The sequence below is a fragment of the Thalassotalea insulae genome, assembly GCF_030161395.1.
GTDB lineage: Bacteria > Pseudomonadota > Gammaproteobacteria > Enterobacterales > Alteromonadaceae > Thalassotalea_E > Thalassotalea_E insulae.
The window spans coordinates 2,918,149-2,943,587 of record NZ_BSST01000001.1 but is presented as its reverse complement, the minus strand read 5'-3'; the positions used below and the strand labels follow the sequence as shown (position 1 = coordinate 2,943,587).

The following is a 25,439-nucleotide window of genomic DNA, read 5'->3' as shown; positions in this document are numbered from 1 at the left end:
GTTACTAAACCTCGCTCTCATTAAGGGTTTTCTTTAATACCTTATCCAAGGTACTCCAAGGTAACAGGGCACATTGTTTACGAACCGGAAATTTAGCCACCGCCCCCAAAGGAGCAAAATGCTCAGCCATCTGACCAGTAAAAGCGAGGTTTTTATCGAGTGATAACTGCAACTGTTGACTTATTGCGAGAGCTTGAGCCACTGGTTGATTTCGCAAAAACTGACACAGCATGGAAGCAGAAGCACGGCAAATAGCACAACTGTCGCCAAAAAAGGCTAAGTGACTAATATGATCATCACAAAGCTCAGCATCAATACGAATTTCATCACCACAGGCAGGGTTAACTCCATCGGCACTATGACTGACGTTAATCTCTTGCTCAAATCCAACCGGAGATTTGTGATGCGCCAACATTGCTTGTTGATAAAGCGAATGTTGCCCCTGATTATGTCCGTTAGTGTAAGCTTGTTGCACCTGATTCCCCATGAAAGCTCCAACAACTATTATCGCTAACTTAGCATAAGTTGGTGCGCTTGATCTAACCCTGCCACTAAACGGTCAATATCGGAGTAATCGTTATAGAGCCCAAGTGATGCTCTAATGGTCGAATTAACAGCGAAAAACTGATGCAAAGGTTGAGCACAATGATGACCCGCCCTGACAGCAATGTCCTCACTATCGAGTATGCTGGCGACATCATGACAATGAACCCCTTTAATTTGAAAGCTAGTTAAAGTCGGCAAGGTAACACCTTTGTATTCCGGTAACGGCAGTTTAACTAACGGCTTAAAGTACTTTAACTCTTGTAAAGACTGCTGCAAATAAAACGCTAAATCATTTAAGTAATGATTAATATCATGCCAGGACAAATCATTCAGATAATCAATCGCTTCAACGAGTCCAACAATAGCAGCTACGTTATGAGACCCCGGTTCAAACTTAAGCGGCCCGGCTATAAATTCACTTTGTTGATAACTAACGCTTGATATGATGCCGCCACCTAATTGATAGGGTCGCATATTGTCAAAATGTTCAACTTTACCATACAACACACCACAGCCTGTTGGTCCGTAGAGTTTATGTGCCGAAAACACATAAAAGTCACAACCTATCGCATTAACGTCAACAGCACCTCTAGCAACCGCCTGAGCACCATCAACTACAGTTGCAATCTTTTTATCACTGGCAAGCTGACATATCTGCTGAACATCTTCATATTGGCCAATAACATTAGAACAATGAGTCACGGCTAATACCCTAGTTTCACTGTCCAGTAATGATCTTAGATGCTCAATATTTAAGGTGCCATCGGGCATTAAATCGACCACCCTAAGCTCTGCCTGGTACTGCTGTGCCAGCCGCTGCCACGGCAATAAATTGGCATGATGTTCTGCAGCGCTGATCACTATATTGCTCGCTGTTTCTTGTTGTTGCGCTTTAATTAGCAATGGCTCAACAAAACTGTAAGCAACTAAATTCAGTGCTTCCGTCGTACCTGAGTTAAAGATGATTTGCTGGCCACTATTTGCCCCAAGAAAATGAGCGACTTTTTCTCTTGCCTGTTCGACTATTTCCGTGACATTAGCGCTCAACTGATACAAGCCTTTATGACTATTGGCATGGGCATAACATTGATAATGATAAATAGCATCAGCGACATGTTTAGGCGTTAAACACGTTGCAGCACTATCTAGATAACACAATCTGGGGTAAGCGCGAGTTGAAAATATTGGAAAATCCTGTTTCCAGGGGCTGATAATTGACATGGCATAATGAATTATTGTTATTAACTAACGAAAAATTAACAACATCGATACCAAGTTGCAATCACACAAGTGTAACTATTAATGAATGTTGACACAGTTAACAACCGCTTAAATGCCAACTAAAACTCAGTAGATGATCATTTGTACCCTATCTGTAATTGGGATAATCTTAAGCTACGCAAAAAGCTTTCACTAAAATAATGAATAACATCAAAAAAATCTCTATTGCTGTTTCACTTATTATCTTTTTACTCTGCGCAATGGCGTTGACCTGGGTATATAGCCAAATTGACAGTGCATTACCAATCCTCGAGGGAAAACAAACTATCTTGGGTATCAAAAATAGCGTTGTTATCGAAAGAGATCAGCAAGGTATCGCCACGATAAAAGGGCAAGATCGTCTCGATATTGCGACTGCCACCGGTTTTATACACGCGCAGGAAAGATTCTTCCAAATGGATTTATTGCGTAAAAACGCCGCTGGCGAGTTATCCAGTTTATTCGGCCCAGCCGCGCTTGATTATGATAAATCCATTCGCTTACATCGTTTTCGACAAAGAGCGGAACAGATAGTTAACCATCTGCCGAAGGCACAACAGCGCTTGTTAACGGCTTATACCACAGGAGTTAATGAAGGCTTACACAGCTTGAAAGCACAACCGTTTGAATACTTACTCCTGCAGCAAGAACCGGTAGAATGGCTAGAAGAAGATACCGTGCTAACGGTATTAAGCATGTATTTGGATTTACAGTATAAAGACGGCGGCAGGGAAAGAACATTAGGGGTATTGGCGTCCAGTTTTGCACCAGAAATTTTTGCCTTTTTAAACCCTAAAGGCAGCCGTTGGGATGCAGCTGTAGATGGCACTAGATATTCTGCTGCGCCATTACCAGATATGCCATGGCCTGCTGCTCACGCCTCAGTTAACAAACACACTCATAGCAAACAATTTAGTGACACCGACGATAGTAGCGAACAGTTCCCAGGCTCTAATAACTGGGCTGTTGGCGGTAACATCAGCGCCACAGGCAGTGCCATCGTTGCCAATGATATGCACCTAGGCTTACGTGTACCAAATACCTGGTTCAGGGCATCATTTGAGTACCAAGATGACAACGATGAGTTAGTAAAAGTTAGCGGTCTCACCTTGCCCGGCACACCTGCCATGGTCACAGGTAGCAATGGTAATATCGCCTGGGGTTTTACTAACAGTTACGGTGACTGGAGCGATGTCATTATCATCAACACCAATGAAAAGGGTAGCCATTACCTCACTCCTGATGGCGAAAAAGCATTTACCCAATACAAGCATGTAATCGCGGTAAAAGGTCAGCAACCGCAGGAATTTATCAGCAAAGAAACTCAGTGGGGACCTATTATCGGCAAAAATGCTGACGGGAAATTATTAGCCTATCGTTGGGTTGCTCATGATCTAGAAGCGGTTAATTTTACCGCGCAGCAGCTGGAACAGGCAACATCAGTACAACAGGCATTCACTGTTGCTGCTCATTCAGGCATTCCTGCACAAAACATGATGATTGGCGATAAGGCAGGTAATATTGGCTGGACCATTATGGGGCCTATTCCGAAAAAATCTTCAAACTTTGGCGCAACCCCTAAATCATGGGCGAATGGTCGCTATTTCTGGGACGGCTATTTAACTGAAGATCAATACCCTCGCATACTCAATCCAGCAACAGATCGTTTATGGACCGCCAACGCCCGCGTTGTTGGCGGTCAAATGCAAGAAAAAATAGGCAATGGCGGTTATGCCTTAGGAGCAAGGGCACAGCAGATCAGAGACGCTCTGTTCGCCGAAACTCATTTTGATGAAAAAAAGTTACTAGCAATAGCGCTAGATGACCGCGCGTTATTTTTAAAACCCTGGCAGCATTTTTTATTGGATAAAGTTCTGACAACAGAAGCAATTACCAATAAACCATTATGGCAACAAGCTAAAGAAATTTTGCAAACTGAACACCTTAGCGCCTCAGTTAATTCAGTTAGTTACCGTCTGGTGCGTAATTTCAGACTCAATTTAAGAAACCAGGTGTTCGCCCTGTTTAACAAAAACCTCAGCCAGTTTGGCGATAATTACGACTTTCATACCATTCGGCACCAAATCGAAACGCCTTTATGGCAATTAGTTAATCAGCAACCAGATAACTTCCTTTGGTTAACTGACAGCTGGCAGGCAACATTTGAACAAGCCTTGAACACGACGCTAGTCGATATGACCCAAGATCAATCATTAACAGAAGCGACTTGGGGACAAATCAACAGCAGCGAAATTCAACACCCTATTGCTAAGGCTGTGCCATTATTAGGGAAGTGGCTGAATATGCCAAAAACTCAGCTTCCTGGTGACAGCTATATGCCAAGAGTGCAAGGTAAAGCATTTGGTGCTTCAGAGCGTATGGTAGTATCTCCCGGCCACGAAGAAACAGGAATTTTGCATATGCCTACTAGTCAGGCCGGACACCCCTGGAGTCCTTATTATCGCAGTGGGCATCAAGATTGGGAACAAGGTAAGCCATCGCCATTTTTGCCGGGAAAAACACGATACAGCCTGACTTTATTAAGCTACTAAATGACACTTAACAAGGAAACACTATGACCTTATTGATCACCTGCTTATTTATTGCTTTACTGCTCCCCTATTTAGCTAAAATACCCGTTGCGATCGCCATGCATCAACTAGGGGGCTATGACAACGCTCATCCGAGAGCGCAACAAGCCCAGCTTACCGGTTTCGGTGCCAGAGCATTAGCTGCACACCAAAATTCGTTTGAATCACTGATTATTTTCACTCCCGCGATATTGCTCGCTATCGCGACGCAGCATACCGGCAGCAGTATTCAATATCTCGCTATTACTCATGTTGTTTCCCGCATTATTTATCAGCTGCTATATATGATCAATATCAGTATCTTGCGCTCCATTGCCTGGGGAATAGCCACTATGGCTTCATTTGCTATTGTTTGGCAATGCTTCTAGCGTTGAAGTTATTACCATCTCAGTGATTAACCAAGCAAATTGATATAAACAAAGGCTTGAAAAGTGAAAGGAGGCTAGCTAAAGTGCCATTATGACATTGAAAAATTTTGCTCACTTTATTCTCTTTTTCTTTATGCTGCAGCTGCGGTAGGAGCGTTTGTGTCGTCAAGTTTCAACGATAAAACCTCCTAGCGGAGGTTTTTTTTATTTGGGCCCTTTACAGAAAATCCTCAGCAGATTTCAGTAAGGTTAATACCAAGTTGATTGCTCAAATTGGTATAAGTAAATATAAATAAGTAGGTACCACGTGAACGATGAATTAGATCTCAATAAAATTAGAGAAAAAATAACGAAACTTGATCAACAGTTGCTTGCTTTGTTTGCCGAGCGCCGGGCACTAACGCTTAACGTTGCCAAAAGTAAAGCTAAGCAAGTACGCCCGGTTAGAGATCAACAAAGAGAACAGGAGCTATTGATCCGTTTGATCAAACAAGGCAAAGAATATGGCCTGGACGCTCATTATGTTACCAGTGTTTTTCAAACTATTATTGAAGACTCGGTACTGAATCAGCAAGCATATTTGCAGACCTTAGCGAACCCAAATCTTGAGATGCCAAGCGTCAGTGTCGCTTTTTTAGGAGATAAAGGCTCTTATAGTTATTTAGCCAGCCACAGATACTTTTCTCGCCGTGCAGAAAAACTTATCGAATACGGCTGTCAAAGCTTTAATGAAATAATGCAACAGGTAGAATCGGGGCATGTCGACTATGGCATGTTACCAATTGAAAACACCAGCTCAGGCAGCATTAACGAAGTATACGATGCCCTGCAGCACACAAATTTATCGATCGTCGGCGAAATCACTCAACCAATAGAGCATTGTCTGCTTACTGCAGTTAATACCTCATTAGATAAAATCAAAACCATCTATGCTCACGGACAGCCATTTACACAATGCAGTAACTTTCTCGATAAGCAAGGGGATATGCGCATTGAATATTGTGAAAGTACTGCCGATGCGATGGCTAAAGTCTATCAGCTACAAGATCCATCAGTCGCTGTTATCGGTAGCGAAGAAGGTGGACAATTGTATCAGTTACATGCATTAGAGAAGTCGATCGCCAATCAAAGTGAAAACCATAGCCGCTTTATTCTGGTTGCCCGTAAACCGGTCGATGTCGCTGAACAAATTCCGGCAAAAACGGCGATTATTCTCGCTACAGGCCAGACCCCAGGAGCTTTAGTTGAATGCTTGCTAGTACTAAAAGAAAAAGGTATCAACATGTGTAAACTGGAGTCACGTCCAATTCAGGGACGCCCATGGGAAGAAATGTTTTATCTTGATGTTGAAGCAAATATTAAACAGCTAGCCTTACAGGAAGCCATTAGCGAAATAACGCCTTTGACTAATTTTATTAAGGTTCTAGGCTGTTACCCGATCGAGCATATCAGCCCGACTAATGTACCTAGCAATGCTATTACCTAAAGGATATGGTTAAATATAAAAATGCGCGTTAATCAGCGCATTTTTTGTTAAATATTAACTTTTGTTGTGATAGCCGGCTAAACACGGCAACAGCACAGAGCACCAGTATTGAGGGCATAGCAGCTGACATTACATGAAAAAGGCTGTTAAATGCTGACAGCGCAGTTAAAACAACTAAAGTAACAGATGGGATAAGTAACCAAAAAGTATGCTCACTGATACAAATATCAAAGGCGTAATTCATCAGCCAAATCACCAAAAGCGTTAGGCTTAATGCAGATAACGCGGTGATCACTCCAGGATAATAATCAAGAATAAAGTCAGTATAAGGATGCAATGCTTCTGGGACAGGGACTAAATCAGCAACTCCTGTAAGCCACAAAAAAGAACATGCCAGTAAACAACCAAAATTAAACGACCACAATTTTTTATTCACCTGATATCGGCTCAACTTAAGCATAGCGACATTCTCTTCATTTATTTTTATTATTGATATTTTTTATACCTTAAGTTTATTTTTTAAGCAAGAAGTATATAAAACAACCACAAAAGAGAGAAAGTTAATACTAGAGGCTAATATCAAACAGCGTTACATAGATATTTAAAGATAATCAGTAATTCTAACCAATTGAAATATAATACTTTTAAAACGTACAATTATATAAATACCAAGCAAACGTAAAGCGACATTAAAACCATATAAAAATAGTGGTTATTAATTTTTAATAATAAATTCTCTGTTATTCAGATATACTGATTCTTACGATTGCCCTGATTACTGACTTTAAAGGATATAAAAGTGAAAGTTTTAACTACCATCGTTGTCATCATCCTATTAGCTTGTGGTGGAGCCTTATGGTTTCTCGCAGGAGGTTCGTTAAACGAATTTGTAAAAACGCAAATAGAAACCGTTGGCCATCAAGTTACAGAACAAAAAGTCACTGTCGATAAAGTAGACATTCAGTTAGCAAAAGGCGCAGGTAGCATTTATGGCGTAAACTTGGCAAACCCTGCTCAATATAAAGCAGCCAATGCCTTCTCTTTAGGTGAAATAACCTTAGATATTAATCTAGAAAGTTTAACTAAAGAGCCTATTATTATTGATGCTATTGTAATTAAAGAACCAAAAGCAGTTGCAGAAATAGCCGCCAATGGTGATTCCAATATAAAAGACCTGCTCGACAGTATTAAGCGCCACTTACCTCAAACTTCAGCAAGCTCTGAACCACAGCCATCAGATTCATCAGCAAGTGAGCCAAGAATTAGTGTCAGTCAGATTGTTTTGGCTGGGACCGCATTATCATTAGACCTCACCGCATTAGGTAATAAAAATCATCAGCTTACACTTCCCGATATAACATTAACCAATATTGGTGGAAAAGACGGCTTACCAGCCAGCCAACTTGGTACCGTGATAACAAAAGAAGCCCTATCGGCGATATGGCAACAAGCAAAAGCAGCACAAAAACAAAAATTAAAGCAAATAGCTAAAGACAAATTAAAAGAAAAAGCGAAGAAAAAACTTTCAGATTTGTTTAATAAATCCTAAGCTTAGCTGTGTAATTACTGTTTTACTTAATAGAAAAAGACAATTTAATAAGGGTAAAGTCTATGAACTTGCTAAAATTTCTCTCAAAAGCACTAATAATCTCTGTGCTTTCATGCTCTTATTCAAGCACAGCGGCAGAATTTGAAGTCCAGCCGTTTTTCGGGCAAATGTACAGCGCTGATTTGCAAAGTGTGGTCGATGGTACCGAGCTTTCCGTCGATAATGCTATGAGCTATGGTATTGCATTTTCATGGCAGGATTCTCCAAACGGCCAGGGACAATTGATATTAAACGCTGTCAGTCACGATTTTAATAGTGATTTGGATGGCCAAGAGTATTCACTCGATATCCTTTACGCCCACTTTAATGGTGTTGCCTTATTTCGCCAGCAAAACTATGTTACCACCGTTTCTTTAGGACTAGGGGGAGCTTATTTTGACAGTGATATGAACCAAGAACTTTACCCTTCTGCTACGCTTGCTATCGGTACTCGCTATGAGTTTTCTGATAATCTTGCTTTTATCACAGAGTTACGCGGCTACGCCAGCATCATAGATAACAAAGATAATAACTTCTGCCAAGATGATATTTGCTATGCAACTTTCAATGAAGGCTTATGGTTAGAAACTAATTTAATGATCGGAGTGGCGGTCAAATTTTAACGCTAACTGATGTTTTTACGATCAAAATCAATAATCCAAGCCAGAAAATAAAATAAAGTAGCAGTTTTGTATAAGAATAAATGACGACGCTTATGGCAAATGAACAGCAAAGATTAATTTATATCACCAATCAGCAAGGCAAATATATATACGTTAACGACGCATTTTGCCAGTTACTCGGATACAGTGAACAAGAATTGTTGGCGCTTGATAGCCATAAACAAACCGACCAGCACATGCCTCAACAGGTTATCAACGAACTTTCTGATACGCTCAATCAGGGCTTTTCTTGGCAAGGAGTCTTAAGTATTAATGACAGTGAAGGCAAAAATATTTGGCTAGATGCCTTTATCACCCCACAATACCAACAAGGTGAAATAATTGGTTATCAATCAATTAGTAAAATAGCGGATAAACAACTAACCCATCGGGCACAAAAACTCTATAGTCGCTTAAATAATCAAAGCCGTTTAGCGACGTTTGAGCTCACCAAAAATCACAAATTTATCTTTTTAGTGCTGTTAACCCTGATCACCCAATTCTTTATTTTTACCGAGCTTGGCCTAACGATCTCATTATTAGTGGCTTTTGGTGCTATAGCTCCTATTGCTATTTTTTGGCAAGATATTATTCCTACTGCGATGCGTGCACAAAAACTTCAAAGCATTTATGACTCTATTTCGAGAAAAGTGTACTTCGGTAAAGGCACTGCCAGTGTATTTGACTTTAATTTTTCGATGATCAAAGTCAAACTAAAAGCAATATTAGAGCGTACCTTAGATGCAGCAAACCCAATCAGGTCAGTGATGAGTAAAGTCACCACTGGGATTGAAGAAACCCGAGCAAATCTCGAGCACCAAAAGCAGGAAGTAGAACAACTATCCGTAGCCATGGAGCAAATGCAGGCATCAACAACAAATATTGCCCAAAATACTGTCACTGCCGCTGCAGATTTAGACAGTACCTTCGAACAATGCGAAGAAGCGCAACAAGGTATTTACAACACCACAGATAAAATTAAGGCGCTAGCACAGGAAGTTGAAACAGCTTCAGCATCCGCCGACTCCTTAACTGAGTCAGCCAATAATGTTGGAGCATTAATGGAAGATATTCAATCGATTGCCGATCAAACCAACTTATTGGCCCTTAATGCCGCTATTGAAGCTGCCCGTGCCGGTGAACATGGCAGAGGGTTCGCGGTCGTCGCTGATGAAGTGAGAAATTTATCTTCCCGCACCCAAGATTCAGCAAAAGAAATTCATAACCGATTATCCGCTATGCTTGCCACCATTGATGAATGGGTAAAGCTAATGGCAAAAAACAAACAGGATGCGGAATTTTGTGTGGCAACAGCAGAAGCATCTAATGAAAAGATTGAACGCGTGGTGCAGAGCGTACAAAGTGTCACCGATTCAGCAAATCAGATTGCCACCGCTGCGGAGCAACAAAATGCTGTATCAAGTGATATAAATAATCATATTACTGAAGTTCATCAGGCATTAAAGCATACCTGGTCACAAACCGATGTGGTCGCAGAGCAAATGGCGGCACTAGAACAAAGTGTTGAAGACATTGCCAATGTCGCCAATACCTTTATTCCTAAGAAAAAATAGAAATTTCTATTCTAAATTTCTATTTGGCTTTATTATGATATTTTTTAGTAAATCCAATTAGATAAATTGAATATGCCAAACTTAAGTGACCTCTATCAAATTCAATGGGGCCAGGAGAAAAGCGCTCAAACTACAACCGCTCTCCAACAATATAACTTTATCACGGCTCACGGATGTCACTTTTGCATTAATATCGGAAGTACAATTAAAGTTTGGCAAGATAACCAATATTTCGCTTTATTTAATGGTTACCACCTTAATGATCTAAAGCTAAAAAATGACGCTTTTTTAAAGCAGCTTAGTTATGGCTCTCAAGAGCAACGTATCCAATGGTTAAAAGACACCACCGGCTATTTTAATCTATTAATCATTAACAAAAACTCTGGAGAAATGTTTCTAGCGCGGGATAAGTATGGCTGTAAGCCTTTATACTATTCGATAAATGCTGGAAGTGGCACTATCAGTAACTATCTCGCACAATTTAATCGTACTCAATTTTCATTTGATCCTATTGGCTTATATGAGTCTATTCATTATCGCTGGCTTTCAGGTAAGCAAACACTCGAAACATCAATAGAACAAATCCCAGCCGGTTACTATGGAACAATAACTGATAGCAAGGTGCAAACCACTCAATATTGGTACTGGCATCAACTTAGTAATAATAAAAACAGCCAGCAACTATCGTTAAATACCGCCACCGAAAAAGTAAGCAAATATTTAGATGAATATTTTCAATTGCTTGAACCACAAGTGAATAAGGTTCTGATCCCACTGAGTGGTGGAGTAGATTCATCTATTCTTGCTGCAAAAGCAAAACAGCATTTAGGTAACAAATGCGTTGCAGGCATTATTGAATTCGAAGATGAAAACCCTGAGCTAGAAACGGCAATATATTTCGCTAACACATTAAACATGCCGTACCGGTTAATTAAGTATCATAACGAAAGCATTTTAGAAGATTGCAAGCAACTCGTAACACATCTTGAACAATTGCCACGACATTATAGTTCAATGCCCTTTTATCGCTTGTTAAATATTAGTGATGAATTTGACGCAATTATCTACGGTGAACCCGGCGATACTTTTTTTGGTTCTCACACAATAAAAAGACTACTCAAACAGTTAAAGCGAATGCAATTGCTAAAATCGCTACCAGTATCGCTTTCGACAAGTAATATCCTAGCGAGCACTTTCCCACAAATACATACAAAAGTTAAAAACTTTCAACAAACCCATTTACATCAACTGATACATTCTGCAGACAAAATTGCCTTTTCTAATATTGACACTACTATTTTAGCAAGGTTAAAAGACTATTACACAGAGCAGTTGGATATAGACCAACAGCTACCTTTAGAAAATGAAAAGCAATTTAATCGACTGGAACAACATCATCAGTTATCTTGGATAAAAACCTACATGATGATCACAGATATTGCCGATCACTTAGTCACTGCAGAGCGTCTGATCAAGAATAAATCAGTGAAATTATTAACCCCTCTCACCTACGATAAAATAGCCCAAGCGTCATGGCAACTGTCATCTAAAGCTTACTTAGGCAAAGATCAAGTCAAGGAAGTGCTAAGAAAAATAGGCTGCCAATATTATTCTAAAGAAAGCATGTACGCCCCTAAATATGGCTTTAATACTCCGAAAGATAAGTGGTTAAAAATACTCAACACTCAATTTGTCACTAGCCTTAAGAGCGGTTATTTAATAAATAAAAACATTATTACTCAACAGCAACTTGACACATTCGAGCAACTATCTGCAGAAATGAGATGGACGCTTTATCATTTAGAGCGCTATATTCAAAATGCTAGTGAACATATAAACTAACTTAATAGGCCAACAGCTGAAGACTAAAATAAAGCCTGTAACTTTCGTTTAATTTTCTGTAATAAATTTGGCTTAGGTTTTATTTTTACCATATAACCTAAGCTGAAACGATTGGTGTTGGAATAGACGCAATGCCATAAAGGTTGCTGCTCCGTGATCTTAAAGATCCTCAAATTCCATTGTTTATCATTTAAGGTAATGACATTGTTATCATCGTCTTGGTAGCGAAAAAACGACTGATTTTCCTGTTCAGCATAATTGATGTAGACCCGCCATCCAGGTACCTGACTATTGGTATGCCAAGACATAAAAGCACCTTGGGGATACCAAAAATGTCCGCTAGATACGATAGTTAACTCTTGATTTTCAATATTACCTGAATCATCAGTGAATATATCTAACAGCTTTTCTTTAATAATTTTATCAACTTCAATACGTTGTTGCTCAACATAGTGATCGTTAATTGATTTATCTATGTGTTTGGCACCAAACATAATCACATTAGAAATAGTACTATCTGTTGCTACGCCATGAATATCAATATTATCAGCTATTATTGCGTTTAATGCTGATTCAGAAACCCTATCGAGTGCATCTTCACATGGGCTAAATGAAGAATAACTTTGAATTGCAGCCTTTTTTTGGGCTTGAATACATGCCACTGCTTTTTCTTTTAAACTCTCTCCCAAAAACTCACAATCTAGATCATATAAGCCACTCGAGTTTATATTTATTTTATCCATGCTATTTCCGTTTTTTACTATTTAATTGATGCTGATAAGAAATCAACCATTTTAGTATTTTTTGGCGATAGTGCTCGTTAGCCCATAAAGAAAATGTTTTATCCATGAACTTAAAGTTTTGAATTGCATTTACAAGTTGATAACCTAACCTTAAATGAATGTTTAACGAATTTATATTACCGGGCTCTACTGAACTATAAATAGTATTGATACCTTTCGCCGCTAAGTCAGCGATCATATAGCGTTTGATCATAGCACCATAACCTTTACGCCTATATTGTTGATAAGTATAAAAGTCATAGGTAAATGCTTGACCTTTACCTAACCAATAAAACGGGATTTCCTTTGCACTGCCCCGATAAGTACTACACGTGGTTAAACTGATCCAGTTGTAATTAACAAGCTCTTGTTTATAGGTTTGATAATAACAAATATCTCCCTCAGCCAGCCTTTGCCGATAGTATTTTTCAGGTAGTGCCTCTGAATGACGTATCATTTGCTCAAGTATATCTTCATTTAATAAGCCTATTTCAACGTCACTAGGCAGTAAATTTTGTACTTCAGGTAAAGACTCTGCTGGAAAAATATTCTTTTTTAATAATAAAGTGTGTTGATAAAGTTTACAGTGTGACTGAAACACAAAAGCAATTAAGCGACGAGGAAAATAATGGAAAAGAGTAACAGCAATGCGATTTATTAAACTCGGTTGAGGAAATTGAGTGACAGCTTTTTCTAGGTACTCGTTCATCGTAAGCTACTTTTTCAGTAGTGACTTTATAAAGCTTTTTATCTTTTCGAGTAGTGTTTTAGGCCATTTCACCTGGCTTATCTCATAGCCTTGTCGAGCTGTAACGCGAAGAAACTCTGCGGGAAAAAATTCTTTTTGCTGATCGAGTATTGACTTAATCTGCTCTCCAATATCAATAAATCCAATATGCTTTGCTAATTCAACACATTCATAGCCATAGGCAAAGCTTCGTCTTTGAATTCGCTCATCGCTACTGTAGCTCATAGCTAAATCTAGATGATCTTCTAACTCGTTTGCTAACCGGATCAATATCAAATCTTTTGTTTGTTGCGGCAATCGTTCAGCTTGTGCCAAGTATGCCTTTATCTCTTCCTGTTTATACCAGTGCAGCTCTTCATAGGCGATAATCAGTTGATTGATATCATGGCCAAATAAAGCAACGAGTTCCTCACTTCGCGAAGTTATTTCAGCAGTTCGAACACTGTGATCAAACTTATGAATAACATAGACAGCATGCAATAACGATACAATAACTAACGATATCGCTTGTTTATTATGCATAACAATACTTGCGGTGCGTACTAGATGATTAATTAATGGAATACCTTGAGCTCGGTACACGCCATGTGAGAACTGTTGTGCAAAATCAAACGCTTTCTTAAGTAGCCTTAACTCTTCATCACTATATTTTAATGCTATTGCCTGATTAAACAACTGTGGGTAATTTTGCGCATAACTCTGATTATTCAATGATAGTTACTTCGTTTATTTATCTGCTTTAGCCAAGTATATGTGACTCTTTTAGAATTTTCTATTTTTGCCTCTCTTCGTTATAAAAGCATTCACTATTTGTACCCAAACAAGTAAAGTAGCTGAAAAATAAATACAAAATTATATAACCCCCCGTGAATAAGCTAATTTTCAAATTTAAACACATTTATAAATCGCTATTTGGTTTTTGGCAATCCCATGTATGGATAATTTCAGGGAGTAACACCAAATTAGATCAGTCATTTACTATTATCCATATTGGCTCAAAGGTTCAAAAAAATTATATATCTTCGTTATTTTTTGATGATGTTAGTCAAGAAGATAATTTAGGCAAAAAAAATATTTTACAAATTAAAACGCTGTTAAATAAAAACCAACATAATGCATGCTACTTAGTTGCTGATGGTTTGCCTGCCGATATCAAAATGTTACGTTGTGATAAAAGTTTTTTCATTCCACAGTGGATAGATTCTTCGCTAGCTCTCCCCCTATCTTCTAAAAGTCAGGGCGCAAAATCAGATCTCAAAAAAATTAGACGTAATAACCTAACGTATGAAATCTCAAATGATATTAGTGATGTTGAACTGTTTTATTATCACATGTATCTCCCCTACTTAAATAATCGCTACCAAGGGCAGGATATTCCCATGAAGTTTGACAAGTTTAAACAGGGTTATCAGCAAGGTACGGTAAAACTACTGTTTGTTGTGCATGAAAATAATAGAGTTGCAGGACAAGTTATCGATTATAGTAAGAATGAGCCGAGATTATGGTCGGTAGGAGTTTTAAATAGTGATAAAAAGTACTTATCAATGGCTGCTATTAGTGCTTGTTATGTGTTTGGGGCACAATACTTAACTGAGCAAAACTTCGGGTCAATGCATATCGGAAAATCTCGCCCATTCATTACCGATGGCGCTCTTCAATTCAAAATAAAATGGGGGACCTCTATTACAGGTTGGTTGGATAAAGGTTTTTTAATAAAACCGCTGGCAAATTGTTCGAATAAAGCCCCATTCTTTGAACAGAACCCTTTTCTATATGTCGATACCAAACAATTACATAGCGCGGTTATTTCACCAATGTATCACCAATTGGAGCAAAAACAACAAAACGAACTAATTAAAAGAAATTTAACAATGTTACCAGGTGTTAGACAATTAAATGTTTTTGAACAGTTTGATCATACATCTACCGTTCAAAAAACATACAACCAATAGAACCAAGGTAGAATTGTTGTACAAAAGCAATGATTTTTACTTACAATAGCCCGACTAAATTAATAATCAAACTATCCCATTAAAAAGAGAGCCTCTTATGTATAAAACACTTATCGCTATATTTTCATTAGTATTATTCACCGCTTGCGCTCCTGAAGTCGGTAGCAAAGATTGGTGCGAACAATTAAAAGAAAAACCGAAAGGTGACTGGAGCGCGAATGAAGCGACAGATTATACCAAGCATTGCTTATTTAAAAGTGATGATGAAGAGTAAATAAAACACCGCTCAGGAGAGTAAATATTTTCTGTCCTGAGCATTCCTCTCTACTTATCACCGCAACTTTCCAATACTCGTTAAAAAGCCAATGACAGTAGCCGTATAAGGCATTAGTTTAAAGCATTAGCATTTGATTGATATCTTTGACTATCGAACTATTTGCCCGCTCTATAATTCGACCCATTTCTCTGCCATGACGATACACAATAAAGGTCGGTGTAAACTGAATATTATTAGCTTCTGCCAAACCAAGCGGTTCGCTTTTGTGATAATCCAATGCGACTAAAGAGATACTAATGTTGGGGTTATAACTTAGCAGTTTTAATAACTGAGGCACCTCTCGCTGACTGTCATGACACCAAGTACCAAAAAAAACATCAATTGTAATATCGTCAGGCCAATTTTGAATCTGCTGTTGCTGCACCTCATTCACCAAAAAGTGCTGATAATCCTGAGCAAAACCGTTAAATTGATTAAATAATTCAGTTTGAGTCGTCTTTCCAATTAACATGTCAGCACGACTTTGTTGGCTCGTGCAGCCAGCAAGTTGCACGCAGCTCAAAGTTATTAGCAGCACAAGCATTAAAGGTTTCATTGATTTCACTTAATGTTTTTTCAGTTCATTTGCCTTTAATAACATTGATTTACTTTCTTGTAAAAAGATATCGGCATAATCACCAAACCAATGGGATACCTGATCAAACATGGTAACAAATGCCTCTTTATCGCCAGCTTCAACATCTTCTAACAGTTCCAGAAAACGATAGGCAAAGCGCTTCATCATGCCAATATTATCCTGATTAGAAAAAATAATATCGGTGTAAAGAATGGGATCTTGTGCAAATAATCGTCCGACCATAATAAGCTCTAAGCGATAAATCGGTGAACTCATTTCTACTAACTGGGCAATATCTGCCCCTTCCGTCATTAGGTGATAACCGTAGGCTATGGTTGAAAAATGACGCATGACTTGCACCATCGACATCGCTCGATCATGAGTTGAGGCTTCTATCGGGTAAATTTTAGCCCCCCAAACCTGAAACTGCTCGAGTAACCACTGATATTGCTCTGCTTGTCGGCCTTGACAGACGATGATGGTTTGTTTTATTAAACTAGATACATCAGGCCCAAACATTGGGTGTAATCCAACAACCGGGCCAGTATGTACTTTCATCATCTCATAAACGGGAGATTCTTTAATACTGGTAATATCCGCCAAAATACAGTCTTGCGGTAAATGCTTTAACTGCTGAATAATATTTGCAGTAATACGAATTGGCACAGCAACTATCACTACGCTGGCATCTGCTAATATTTTATCACTTTGCGGCCAGTCAGCCTGCTCTAACGTTGCTACCTGATAGCTAGAGCGTTGGAACAAGTCAACGAAGATTTGTCCTAACTGCCCTGCACCGCCAACAATCACCACTTTACGACATTCGCTATTGACGCAACGATAACCACTGGCATCTTGGCTAACATAAGAATCACGCATTAAACGTCGTAATATATCTTCAATGAGATCAGGGCAAACACCAAGAGTTTTTGCCTGTTCTCTCCGGCTAGCCAGCAGCTGAGCTTCACGCTCTGGTGCATATATTGGCATACCGACTTTACTCTTTAATGCCCCAACTTTAGTCGTTACTGCCAGCCGCTTAACCAGCAATTTCACTAACTGACTATCAATATCGTCAATTTGATCACGCAATAATGTTAATTCTGGCGCTATATCTTTGTTATCCATGAATACGTATTAACATCCGCTTCGTTGTTGTAAAACATCTTTCAGTAAGATCACACTATCACTCAACAATTTTTCCGTAGTCGAAAAATCAATACAGGCATCAGTAACAGATACTCCATATTTTAGTTCAGATTTCGGTAACTCAGCACTTTGATTCCCGGCATTAAGGTGACTTTCCAGCATTATGCCAATAATAGAACGATTCCCCTGAATTATTTGCTGAAAAACATTATCCGCCACTTCCGGTTGACGGCAATAGTCTTTATTGGAATTACCATGAGAACAATCAACCACAATACCAGGCTCTAACTGATGATCCGCCAGCTCTCGTTCACAAATCGCTATACTGGCTGCGTCATAGTTCGGCTGTTTACCTCCACGTAAAATCACATGCCCGTCAGGGTTGCCTTTTGTCTTAATTAATGCCACCTGCCCTTGGCGATTAATCCCCATAAAACGGTGCGAAGACGCTGCCGACTGCATCGCATTAATCGCGACCCCTAGACTACCGTTAGTCCCGTTTTTAAAACCTATAGGCATAGATAAACCACTTGCCATTTCTCTATGTGTTTGTGATTCAGTGGTACGGGCACCAATAGCTGACCAACTGAATAATTCGGCTAAATACTGAGGACTGATGGGGTCTAATGCCTCAGTTGCCAAAGGCAATCCCATTTCAGTTAATGCTAGCAGTAACTTTCGAGCCTTGCGCAGTCCGGACTCAACATCAAAAGAACCATTCATATCAGGATCATTTATCAATCCTTTCCAGCCAACCGTCGTTCTTGGTTTTTCAAAGTAAACCCGCATCACGATATAAAGGGTATCTTGATACTCATCATGTAGCACTTTTAACTTTCGCGCATATTCCAACGCCGCATCAATGTCATGCACCGAACAAGGGCCACTGATCACTAGCAATCGGTGGTCTTTCTTATGAATAATATCTGCAATTTCGCGGCGAGCCTGAATAACAAACTCTCGCCCAGAATCAGGCAATGGTAATTCATCCCTTAACTTCTGAGGGGTAATTAAAACTTCTTCAGCATTAACATGAATGTCGTTTAATGAGCCTTTAGGGCTTACATTTGAATTTATATTAGGATTAGTTAAGTCAGACATAATAGTTTCCAAAAATTACAGCGAGTTAAAAAAGAATAAATGAGCAGCTTGCTAAATAGAATTAGCAATAAAAGGGAAGGTAATAATAAAAGTATTGTTGGCTATTTTTCATAAAAAATAAAATCGTAAAGTTTTATTTACTCATTTTGTAATCATTATCTTACACAGAAATAAATAGAAGTAAAAGCTTTTTATTAAATTGTGAGCTGAATTCTAGCCAATAAAAAAGCGCCTGACGGCGCTTTACTCTAATCACTACTAACTAGCCTGCCTAATACGGTGTTCAATCAAGTTATCGACAACCGCAGAATCTTAGCTGGTTTTAAGCCAAGCTATCGCTTAAATTTTACTGATTACTTCTGAACAAATTGACAATGCTCTTTGATAAAATTCTCGTGCGTGGGTACTTGTTTCACGATCTGTTCCATGCTGCTTAGTATCGAGCTCAATGTTCCGGGTAAGTCGACTGCCTGCTTATAATGTAATATTGGTGCTACCTCTTTTGGCAGAATATTTTGTCCTGTCAATACTGCTAACCAATTTTCATGCTTAAATAAATTTTTATTCGAAAGATCCAGGTGTCCATGTGTCGAAAATAAATCAATCTGATTTTGTAATGAATCAGGAATTTTCATATGCTGACAATATCGCCAAAACTCACTATCATCTCTTTTTGTCGCTTTATAATGCAAGATAATAAAGTCTCGAATATGTTCGTACTCTTCTGTCGTCTGCTTATTAAAAAGATCCGTATTAATTTCATCACAATTTTTATTTGGAAATAAGTTTACTAACCTCATAATAGCACTTTGAATAAGATGCAAACTTGTTGACTCTAAAGGCTCTAAAAATCCGGCAGAAAGTCCGATTGCCACACAGTTTTTAGACCAAAACTTCTCGCGTCGTCCAACTTTAAACTTTATAGGTTTAGGTTCCGTTAATACCTTACCGTCTACGCTGGTTATCAATTCCTCCATAGCTGTCTGTTCACTCATAAACTCACTCGAGTAAACTAAGCCATTTCCCATTCGAGTTTGGAGAGGAATGCGCCACTGCCAACCAAAATCTCCGGCAATTGATCGTGTATATGGGCTAATAGGTTTAATATGAGATGTCTGTACAGCAACAGCACGATCACATAATAAATGCTCTGACCAATCGATAAATTTGACCCCTAGTGCATCACTTAGAAGTAGTGCTCTACCGCCACTACAATCAATAAAGAAATCTCCCTCTATTTGTTGACCACTAGCTAACGTTACCGATTTAATAAAGCCATTATTGAGGTCCGTATCAACTTTGACAATCGTCCCCTCTTGTCTTTTTACTCCTCTTTCTTTAGCGTAATCATGCAAGAAATTAGCGTATAAACCAGCATCAAAGTGGTAGGCATATTCAAAACCTGAAAACAATGATTGCTTATCCGTAGAAGGTATTGAAAACCTATCATGCTGGGCTAACTGCCACGCGCTGGAATAATCCTGTAACGGCCTTTTATTTCCTACTGCTCGTTGTTTATTCCAAAAATAAGGAAATGGGATGTAATCAAAATCAACCGCATAACGGCCAAAAGGGTGAAAATATTGCTCTTCTTTTCTAGCCCAATTTTCAAATTTGATACCTAATTTAAATGAACCATTACAAGAACTTACAAACTCACTCTCATTAATTCCCAGCATACCATTAAAAGCTCTAATAGGCGGAATAGTGGCCTCACCAACTCCTATGGTACTTATTTCATCAGACTCAACTAAAGTAATACTAATATTCGATTCAAGCTGTCTGGAGAGCATAGCGGCAGTCATCCAACCTGCGGAACCTCCGCCAACGATGACAATATTTTTAATTTGATTTGCTTCTGACATAGTGCACCTTGATAATAACAGTCTGTTTTATATTTTTTTTATAGACATCAAAATATTAAGTACGATCGACTTATAAATTGAACAATGAAAGATAGATTAAATTAATAAGGATTAGCAGATTAATTCCTTAAAAACATAATATATGCAATTTTTACCGATGAATATACCATAACAAGATAAGTTTCAGAACTGAGAAAATAATAGTAAAACGTGATAAGAGATAAATAGGTGCTTTCAGACAAAAGTTAATATCATACCGTCTCACCATATAACTGTTAAGAAATAAGAAAAATGTACTATTGTTGATATCTCATTTATCAATAATTTGAATTTGTGATTCAAACGCCTCCACAATAGAGAACACAACGGCTGACTTCCATTTCAATGCTCAAAAAAAGCCGGTAGGTAAAATATCACAATCGCAACCTGCGAATACTTATAAAAAAAGCGCCTGACGGCGCTTTTGACATTCATCACTGTTTTTAACCATGCACGATTCGATTTTCAATTAAGTTATCAACTACCGCAGGATCAGCTAAGGTTGAGGTATCACCTAAAGTACCAAGATCATTTTCCGCTATCTTACGTAAAATTCTACGCATGATTTTACCGGAACGGGTTTTAGGTAATCCTGGCGCCCATTGAATATAATCAGGTTTTGCAAAACGTCCCAGTTCCTTTGCAACAAATTCGATCAGCTCCTGATTAAGTGCACCAGATTCAGTCGCATTATTCATCAAAGTCACATAGGCATAAACCCCTTGCCCTTTGACTTCATGGGGATAACCGACAACCGCTGCTTCAGCAACCGCAGGATGCAGTACTAAGGCGCTTTCGATTTCTGCAGTGCCAAGACGATGGCCTGAAACATTAAGCACGTCATCAACACGACCAGTGATCCAATAAAAACCATCGGCATCGCGTTTAGCACCATCACCGGTAAAATAATTCCCCGGATACTGGCTTAAATAAGTTTCATAAAAACGCTCGTGATTACCATAAACACTACGCAACTGACCCGGCCAGCTGCCAGTCATTACTAGCAAGCCTTGATTTTCACCTTCTAAGGTATTGCCATCTTTATCGAATAACGCCGGTTTAACCCCAAAAAACGGTTTACCAGCAGCGCCTGGCTTCATATCAACTGCACCAGGTAAAGAAGTGATCAAGATACCGCCAGTTTCCGTTTGCCACCAGGTATCAACAATAGGACAGTTTGACTTACCAACAATTTCATAATACCAGTGCCAGGCTTCCGGATTAATTGGTTCACCAACTGTGCCCAATAATCGTAATGAGGATAAATCAGACTGGTTTACAAGCTCATCACCAAGACTCATTAATGCGCGAATTGCCGTTGGTGCAGTATAAAAAATATTAACTTTATGCTTTTCACAAACCTGCCAAAAGCGCCCCGCATCCGGGTAAGTTGGTACACCTTCAAACACTAACGTAGTTGCACCATTAGCAAGCGGTCCGTAGAAAATATAGGAATGCCCGGTGATCCAGCCAGCATCAGCAGTACACCAGTAAATTTCCCCCTCTTTATAATCAAAGACGTATTTATGGGTCATCGCTGCGTACAAGGAATAGCCACCGCAGGTATGTAACACCCCTTTTGGGGTACCTGTTGAACCAGAAGTATAAAGAATAAATAGCGGATCTTCAGCATCCATCACTTCCGGTTCACATACCGCAGGGAGCTCAGCGACTGCTTGCTGATAATTAACATCTACTTGTTCATTCCAGTCAACATCACCACCTGTGCGCTGAACCACAATCACAGAATGCACATTCGGGCACTCAGCAATAGCGGCATCGACATTGGCTTTGAGTGGTATCACCCGACCACCACGCAGACTTTCATCTGCAGTGATCACTACCTGACAATCAGCATCGACGATACGAGCACGAATAGACTCTGTTGAAAAGCCACCGAAAACAACGGAATGTACAGCGCCAATACGAGCACAAGCTAACATTGCGTAACCAACTTCCGGGATCATAGGCATATAGATGCAAACACGATCGCCTTTTTTAACCCCACGTTGTTTTAATAAATTGGCAAAACGACAAACATGATCATGCAATTGTTGATAAGTGATTTTTTGATCTTCACTTGGATCATCACCTTCCCAAATAATGGCGATATCATTGGCTTTAGTCGCTAAATGGCGATCAATACAATTATAACTAACGTTTAACTTACCACCGGAAAACCATTTAATTTCGGCAGATTTTAAATCAACATTTGAAACACTGTCCCATGGCTGGTACCAATCGAGAAATTTTTCAGCCTGCTCTGCCCAGAAAACATCCGGCTGCTCAATCGATTGTTGGTACATAGCATCATAAGTTTCGGTATCAATATGGGTATGCGCTTTAGCTTGCGCCAGAATCGGATATCGGCTTTTTAATTCTTGCATGGTAAGTCCTTCGTTAATTTCTTGAAATTATCACTTCGTAATAGCCACCAGACTGAAAAACAACAATAATTCAATCTAGTTAATAATTATCATATTTATTGTGTCACTTTATCATATAGCATCTTTTACTTTTCGCCTACTCAACTAAAGTCGAATAGCCGGCACATTTTGCTATCAAAGCATACTTTTCTTCGCAATTACATTAACAGCTAACACTAGAAATGACAACGCTGTCATCTAAGTAAGATAATAATAATTGTATCTAGTACGGATAATTACTTATAAGAAAATAAGATAGAAAGGAGCTCGCTACTCTATCTGTTGCTGTTGCTGGCTTGTCATTAATTAACAAGAAATCTAAGAGCATTACACACGCTCCTGCTCATCCCTTAACCCGCAATATACTATACGTCATATACAAAAAAGCCTGCATGAAATTCATGCAGGCTTTTATGTAGCTAGTCAAACTAGTAGAAGTATTTTCGTATGCGAAATTACTTCTTAGCCAACTTCTCTTTGATACGAGCAGAACGACCTGAACGCTCACGAAGATAGTAAAGCTTAGCTTGACGTACATCACCGCGACGTTTGACTTCAATTGAGTCAACGATTGGGCTGTGTGTCTGGAATACACGTTCAACACCTACACCGCTCGAAATTTTACGAACAGTGAATGCTGAATTGATGCCGCGGTTTTTAACAGCGATAACAACACCTTCATATGCTTGAAGACGTGATTTGTCACCTTCTGTTACTTTAACTTGAACGACTACAGTGTCGCCTGGTGCGAACGCTGGTACGTCAGTTTTTAATTGCTCTTGCTCGAGCATATCAATAATTTTACTCATAATTACCTTCTTCCTAGGGTTCACAGTCATAAACAGTTTTTTAGCTGGCTGATTTTTTAATCACCTCAAGCATTTTTTGCTGTTCTGCTGTCAGAGCTAGGTCAGTTAAAAGTTCTGGTCGCCTAGTCCATGTTCTTTCCAGTGACTGAAATTGTCGCCATTGCCGTATTTGTTCATGATTACCACTAAGTAGCACTTTAGGTACGGTTTTACCGTCTAACATCTCAGGCCGGGTATAATGGGGACAATCTAATAATCCGTCTGAAAAGGAATCCTGTTCAGCGGACTGATTATGTCCTAATACGCCTGGCACAAAGCGTGCTACTGCATCTATTACGTTCATCGCAGGTAATTCCCCGCCACTTAACACGTAATCACCAACCGACCACTCTTCATCTATATCAGATTCGATTAATCGTTCGTCGATGCCTTCATAACGTCCTGCTATAAATATCAGTCGGTCATGTTGTGATAATTCCTGAACTCCAGCCTGATCTAATTTCCGTCCCTGAGGTGATAAATAAATAACCTTCGCTTTATTGCCACCGTTAAGTGACGCATCCACCTCTGCTGCATTACGCGCAGCACCAATGGCATCTCGCAATGGTTGTACCATCATCAGCATCCCCGGACCACCGCCATAAGGTCGGTCATCAACGGTACGATGTCGATCATGAGTAAAATCTCTTGGATTCCATTTATGAAATTCAATCAACCCATTACGAATCGCTCGGCCAGTCACCCCATACTCAGTGATTGCATCGAACATTTCAGGAAAAAGGCTTATCACCCCAATCCATTTTTTCTTATTGCTAAGAATGTTCGTTGTTTTGCCGTCACTCACTAGTTAGAAACCTGGGTCCCAGTCAACACAAATTTGTTTATCTTCTGCACTTACCGATTTCACCACTTGCTCAACAAGATAAGGAATTAACCTTTCTTTTTTACTAAATGCATCATTTCGGTTCGCTTTTACAACCAGTACATCATTAGCGCCAGTTTCCAACATGTCGGAAACTACCCCAAGGTCGTAACCTTCGGCTGTCACAACTTGCATACCCATTAAGTCTCGCCAATAAAACTCACCCTCAGGTAATTCTGGCAAGGCATCTTCAGTAGTAACAATTTCAGATCCAACTAATGCTTGCGCTTCATCACGATCATCAATATGCCCTACTTTAACAATGAGGCCTTTGTTGTGTTTACGCCAATCAGTAACTTCGACTGATTGCACATTATTTCCTAATTTTAATGACCAAGGAAAATAGTCAAGGATCGCTTCTTGTTCGTCAGTAAATGAATGTATTTTCAACCACCCTTTAATACCGTAGACACCGCCTACTTTACCTAGGACTATTTCTTTACTCTCTTTCACTACGACTCCAAAACTAACCTGATTAATTAAGCTGCTGCTTGAGCGTCTTTAACTAATTTGGCCACACGATCAGATACACCAGCACCTTGCTCAACCCAGTGGTTGATGCGTTCTAGGTCTAAACGTAATTTTTCCGCTTGACCTTGTGCTGTAGGGTTGAAGAAACCAACTTTCTCGATGAAACGACCATCGCGAGAGTTACGGCTATCAGCAACTACAACCTGATAGAATGGACGCTTCTTAGCGCCGCCTCGAGCTAAACGAATGGTAACCATATCGTCCTCTATTTGTTTAAGTGTTAATACGAATTTTCCAGACACTTTCTATCACCTGGGTGACAGAAAAGCTCGCGTATTCTACGCTTTTCTGCTCGAAAAGCAAGT

At 39.3% G+C, this 25,439-nt stretch carries 23 protein-coding genes and 1 pseudogene; 9 read left to right on the top strand and 15 right to left on the bottom strand.

The annotated features are described in order from the left end of the window. Nucleotides 1-4: 4 nt before the first annotated feature. Nucleotides 5-487: a Fe-S cluster assembly sulfur transfer protein SufU gene (sufU, locus tag QQK06_RS13345; protein WP_284245216.1), complete on the bottom strand. Its 483-nt coding sequence runs from the start codon at nt 485-487 to the stop codon at nt 5-7. A gap of 23 nt (nt 488-510) precedes the next feature. Then, entirely contained in the window at nt 511-1,767 is a 1,257-nt protein-coding gene (locus QQK06_RS13340; protein WP_284245215.1) for an aminotransferase class V-fold PLP-dependent enzyme, read from the bottom strand. A 200-nt stretch (nt 1,768-1,967) separates the two neighbouring features. Here QQK06_RS13340 and QQK06_RS13335 point away from each other — a divergent pair, with 200 nt between their 5' ends. The 3 genes and pseudogenes from QQK06_RS13335 to pheA all read left to right on the top strand — a co-directional run. Next, the gene (locus QQK06_RS13335; protein ID WP_284245214.1) at nt 1,968-4,358 is read left to right on the top strand and encodes a penicillin acylase family protein; all 2,391 of its coding nucleotides are present in this window, start codon (nt 1,968-1,970) and stop codon (nt 4,356-4,358) included. 23 nt (nt 4,359-4,381) lie between these two features. Continuing rightward, a complete protein-coding gene (locus QQK06_RS13330; RefSeq protein ID WP_284245213.1) occupies nt 4,382-4,765 on the top strand; it encodes an MAPEG family protein in 384 nt (127 codons plus the stop codon). 307 nt (nt 4,766-5,072) lie between these two features. After that, nucleotides 5,073-6,245, top strand: a pseudogene (gene pheA / locus QQK06_RS13325) (prephenate dehydratase); the annotation flags it as partial. A gap of 34 nt (nt 6,246-6,279) precedes the next feature. Here pheA and QQK06_RS13320 read toward each other — a convergent pair. Continuing rightward, a complete protein-coding gene (locus QQK06_RS13320) occupies nt 6,280-6,711 on the bottom strand; it encodes a hypothetical protein (protein ID WP_284245212.1) in 432 nt (143 codons plus the stop codon). Between the two features lie 339 nt (nt 6,712-7,050). Between QQK06_RS13320 and QQK06_RS13315 the strand changes: the two genes are divergently transcribed. From QQK06_RS13315 to QQK06_RS13300, 4 genes are all read left to right on the top strand, one after another. Further along, nucleotides 7,051-7,800 (top strand): DUF748 domain-containing protein, encoded by a 750-nt coding sequence (locus QQK06_RS13315; protein WP_284245211.1) that lies wholly within the window; start codon nt 7,051-7,053, stop codon nt 7,798-7,800. A 62-nt stretch (nt 7,801-7,862) separates the two neighbouring features. Next, nucleotides 7,863-8,462, top strand: a complete 600-nt coding sequence (locus tag QQK06_RS13310; RefSeq protein WP_284245210.1) for a hypothetical protein — start codon at nt 7,863-7,865, stop codon at nt 8,460-8,462. Nucleotides 8,463-8,542: 80 nt separating this feature from the next. Further along, on the top strand, nt 8,543-10,075 hold the full coding sequence (locus tag QQK06_RS13305) for a methyl-accepting chemotaxis protein (protein ID WP_284245208.1): 1,533 nt from the start codon (nt 8,543-8,545) through the stop codon (nt 10,073-10,075). A gap of 72 nt (nt 10,076-10,147) precedes the next feature. Continuing rightward, nucleotides 10,148-11,917, top strand: coding sequence for an asparagine synthase-related protein (locus tag QQK06_RS13300; RefSeq protein WP_284245207.1), 1,770 nt, complete (start codon nt 10,148-10,150; stop codon nt 11,915-11,917). Nucleotides 11,918-11,940: 23 nt separating this feature from the next. Here QQK06_RS13300 and QQK06_RS13295 read toward each other — a convergent pair whose 3' ends face one another. The 3 genes from QQK06_RS13295 to QQK06_RS13285 are packed head-to-tail and all read right to left on the bottom strand — an operon-like array spanning nt 11,941 to nt 14,158. Continuing rightward, a complete protein-coding gene (locus QQK06_RS13295) occupies nt 11,941-12,660 on the bottom strand; it encodes a hypothetical protein (protein ID WP_284245206.1) in 720 nt (239 codons plus the stop codon). 1 nt (nt 12,661) lies between these two features. Next, nucleotides 12,662-13,408: a GNAT family N-acetyltransferase gene (locus tag QQK06_RS13290; protein ID WP_284245205.1), complete on the bottom strand. Its 747-nt coding sequence runs from the start codon at nt 13,406-13,408 to the stop codon at nt 12,662-12,664. Nucleotides 13,409-13,414: 6 nt separating this feature from the next. Continuing rightward, nucleotides 13,415-14,158, bottom strand: a complete 744-nt coding sequence (locus tag QQK06_RS13285) for a hypothetical protein (protein ID WP_284245204.1) — start codon at nt 14,156-14,158, stop codon at nt 13,415-13,417. A gap of 155 nt (nt 14,159-14,313) precedes the next feature. Between QQK06_RS13285 and QQK06_RS13280 the strand changes: the two genes are divergently transcribed. Continuing rightward, a complete protein-coding gene (locus QQK06_RS13280; RefSeq protein WP_284245203.1) occupies nt 14,314-15,399 on the top strand; it encodes a hypothetical protein in 1,086 nt (361 codons plus the stop codon). 97 nt (nt 15,400-15,496) lie between these two features. Beyond that, nucleotides 15,497-15,673 (top strand): DUF3012 domain-containing protein, encoded by a 177-nt coding sequence (locus QQK06_RS13275; RefSeq protein ID WP_284245202.1) that lies wholly within the window; start codon nt 15,497-15,499, stop codon nt 15,671-15,673. Between the two features lie 118 nt (nt 15,674-15,791). Here the strand turns inward: QQK06_RS13275 and QQK06_RS13270 are convergent, their stop codons facing one another. The 9 genes from QQK06_RS13270 to rpsP all read right to left on the bottom strand — a co-directional run bounded on the left by QQK06_RS13270 (nt 15,792) and on the right by rpsP (nt 25,331). Continuing rightward, nucleotides 15,792-16,187, bottom strand: coding sequence for a thioredoxin family protein (locus tag QQK06_RS13270; RefSeq protein ID WP_284245200.1), 396 nt, complete (start codon nt 16,185-16,187; stop codon nt 15,792-15,794). Nucleotides 16,188-16,280: 93 nt separating this feature from the next. Next, nucleotides 16,281-17,420, bottom strand: a complete 1,140-nt coding sequence (tyrA, locus tag QQK06_RS13265) for a bifunctional chorismate mutase/prephenate dehydrogenase (protein ID WP_284245199.1) — start codon at nt 17,418-17,420, stop codon at nt 16,281-16,283. A gap of 9 nt (nt 17,421-17,429) precedes the next feature. Next, nucleotides 17,430-18,542 carry a 3-deoxy-7-phosphoheptulonate synthase gene (locus QQK06_RS13260; RefSeq protein WP_284245198.1) on the bottom strand — a complete coding sequence of 371 codons (1,113 nt, stop codon included), beginning with the start codon at nt 18,540-18,542 and terminating at the stop codon, nt 17,430-17,432. 353 nt (nt 18,543-18,895) lie between these two features. Continuing rightward, nucleotides 18,896-20,407, bottom strand: a complete 1,512-nt coding sequence (locus tag QQK06_RS13255) for a tryptophan halogenase family protein (protein ID WP_284245197.1) — start codon at nt 20,405-20,407, stop codon at nt 18,896-18,898. Nucleotides 20,408-20,889: 482 nt separating this feature from the next. Continuing rightward, nucleotides 20,890-22,833 carry an acetate--CoA ligase gene (gene acs / locus QQK06_RS13250; RefSeq protein WP_284245196.1) on the bottom strand — a complete coding sequence of 648 codons (1,944 nt, stop codon included), beginning with the start codon at nt 22,831-22,833 and terminating at the stop codon, nt 20,890-20,892. A 494-nt stretch (nt 22,834-23,327) separates the two neighbouring features. Beyond that, a complete protein-coding gene (gene rplS, locus QQK06_RS13245; protein WP_284245195.1) occupies nt 23,328-23,681 on the bottom strand; it encodes a 50S ribosomal protein L19 in 354 nt (117 codons plus the stop codon). Between the two features lie 40 nt (nt 23,682-23,721). Continuing rightward, on the bottom strand, nt 23,722-24,501 hold the full coding sequence (gene trmD / locus QQK06_RS13240; RefSeq protein ID WP_284246624.1) for a tRNA (guanosine(37)-N1)-methyltransferase TrmD: 780 nt from the start codon (nt 24,499-24,501) through the stop codon (nt 23,722-23,724). Nucleotides 24,502-24,528: 27 nt separating this feature from the next. Then, entirely contained in the window at nt 24,529-25,056 is a 528-nt protein-coding gene (gene rimM, locus QQK06_RS13235) for a ribosome maturation factor RimM (protein WP_284245194.1), read from the bottom strand. 26 nt (nt 25,057-25,082) lie between these two features. Next, nucleotides 25,083-25,331 carry a 30S ribosomal protein S16 gene (gene rpsP, locus QQK06_RS13230; protein WP_284246623.1) on the bottom strand — a complete coding sequence of 83 codons (249 nt, stop codon included), beginning with the start codon at nt 25,329-25,331 and terminating at the stop codon, nt 25,083-25,085. Nucleotides 25,332-25,439 lie beyond the last annotated feature (108 nt).

Coding starts and splice junctions, on each gene's coding strand:
- QQK06_RS13310 (WP_284245210.1), top strand. CDS start 7,863: ATGAACTTGCTAAAATTTCTCTCAAAAGCACTAATAATCTCTGTGCTT.
- sufU (WP_284245216.1), bottom strand. CDS start 487: ATGGGGAATCAGGTGCAACAAGCTTACACTAACGGACATAATCAGGGG.
- acs (WP_284245196.1), bottom strand. CDS start 22,833: ATGCAAGAATTAAAAAGCCGATATCCGATTCTGGCGCAAGCTAAAGCG.
- QQK06_RS13255 (WP_284245197.1), bottom strand. CDS start 20,407: ATGTCAGAAGCAAATCAAATTAAAAATATTGTCATCGTTGGCGGAGGT.
- tyrA (WP_284245199.1), bottom strand. CDS start 17,420: ATGGATAACAAAGATATAGCGCCAGAATTAACATTATTGCGTGATCAA.
- QQK06_RS13340 (WP_284245215.1), bottom strand. CDS start 1,767: ATGTCAATTATCAGCCCCTGGAAACAGGATTTTCCAATATTTTCAACT.
- QQK06_RS13305 (WP_284245208.1), top strand. CDS start 8,543: ATGACGACGCTTATGGCAAATGAACAGCAAAGATTAATTTATATCACC.
- QQK06_RS13275 (WP_284245202.1), top strand. CDS start 15,497: ATGTATAAAACACTTATCGCTATATTTTCATTAGTATTATTCACCGCT.
- rplS (WP_284245195.1), bottom strand. CDS start 23,681: ATGAGTAAAATTATTGATATGCTCGAGCAAGAGCAATTAAAAACTGAC.
- rpsP (WP_284246623.1), bottom strand. CDS start 25,331: ATGGTTACCATTCGTTTAGCTCGAGGCGGCGCTAAGAAGCGTCCATTC.
- QQK06_RS13335 (WP_284245214.1), top strand. CDS start 1,968: ATGAATAACATCAAAAAAATCTCTATTGCTGTTTCACTTATTATCTTT.
- QQK06_RS13270 (WP_284245200.1), bottom strand. CDS start 16,187: ATGTTAATTGGAAAGACGACTCAAACTGAATTATTTAATCAATTTAAC.
- QQK06_RS13320 (WP_284245212.1), bottom strand. CDS start 6,711: ATGCTTAAGTTGAGCCGATATCAGGTGAATAAAAAATTGTGGTCGTTT.
- QQK06_RS13260 (WP_284245198.1), bottom strand. CDS start 18,542: ATGTCTGACTTAACTAATCCTAATATAAATTCAAATGTAAGCCCTAAA.
- QQK06_RS13330 (WP_284245213.1), top strand. CDS start 4,382: ATGACCTTATTGATCACCTGCTTATTTATTGCTTTACTGCTCCCCTAT.
- QQK06_RS13295 (WP_284245206.1), bottom strand. CDS start 12,660: ATGGATAAAATAAATATAAACTCGAGTGGCTTATATGATCTAGATTGT.
- QQK06_RS13290 (WP_284245205.1), bottom strand. CDS start 13,408: ATGAACGAGTACCTAGAAAAAGCTGTCACTCAATTTCCTCAACCGAGT.
- QQK06_RS13300 (WP_284245207.1), top strand. CDS start 10,148: ATGCCAAACTTAAGTGACCTCTATCAAATTCAATGGGGCCAGGAGAAA.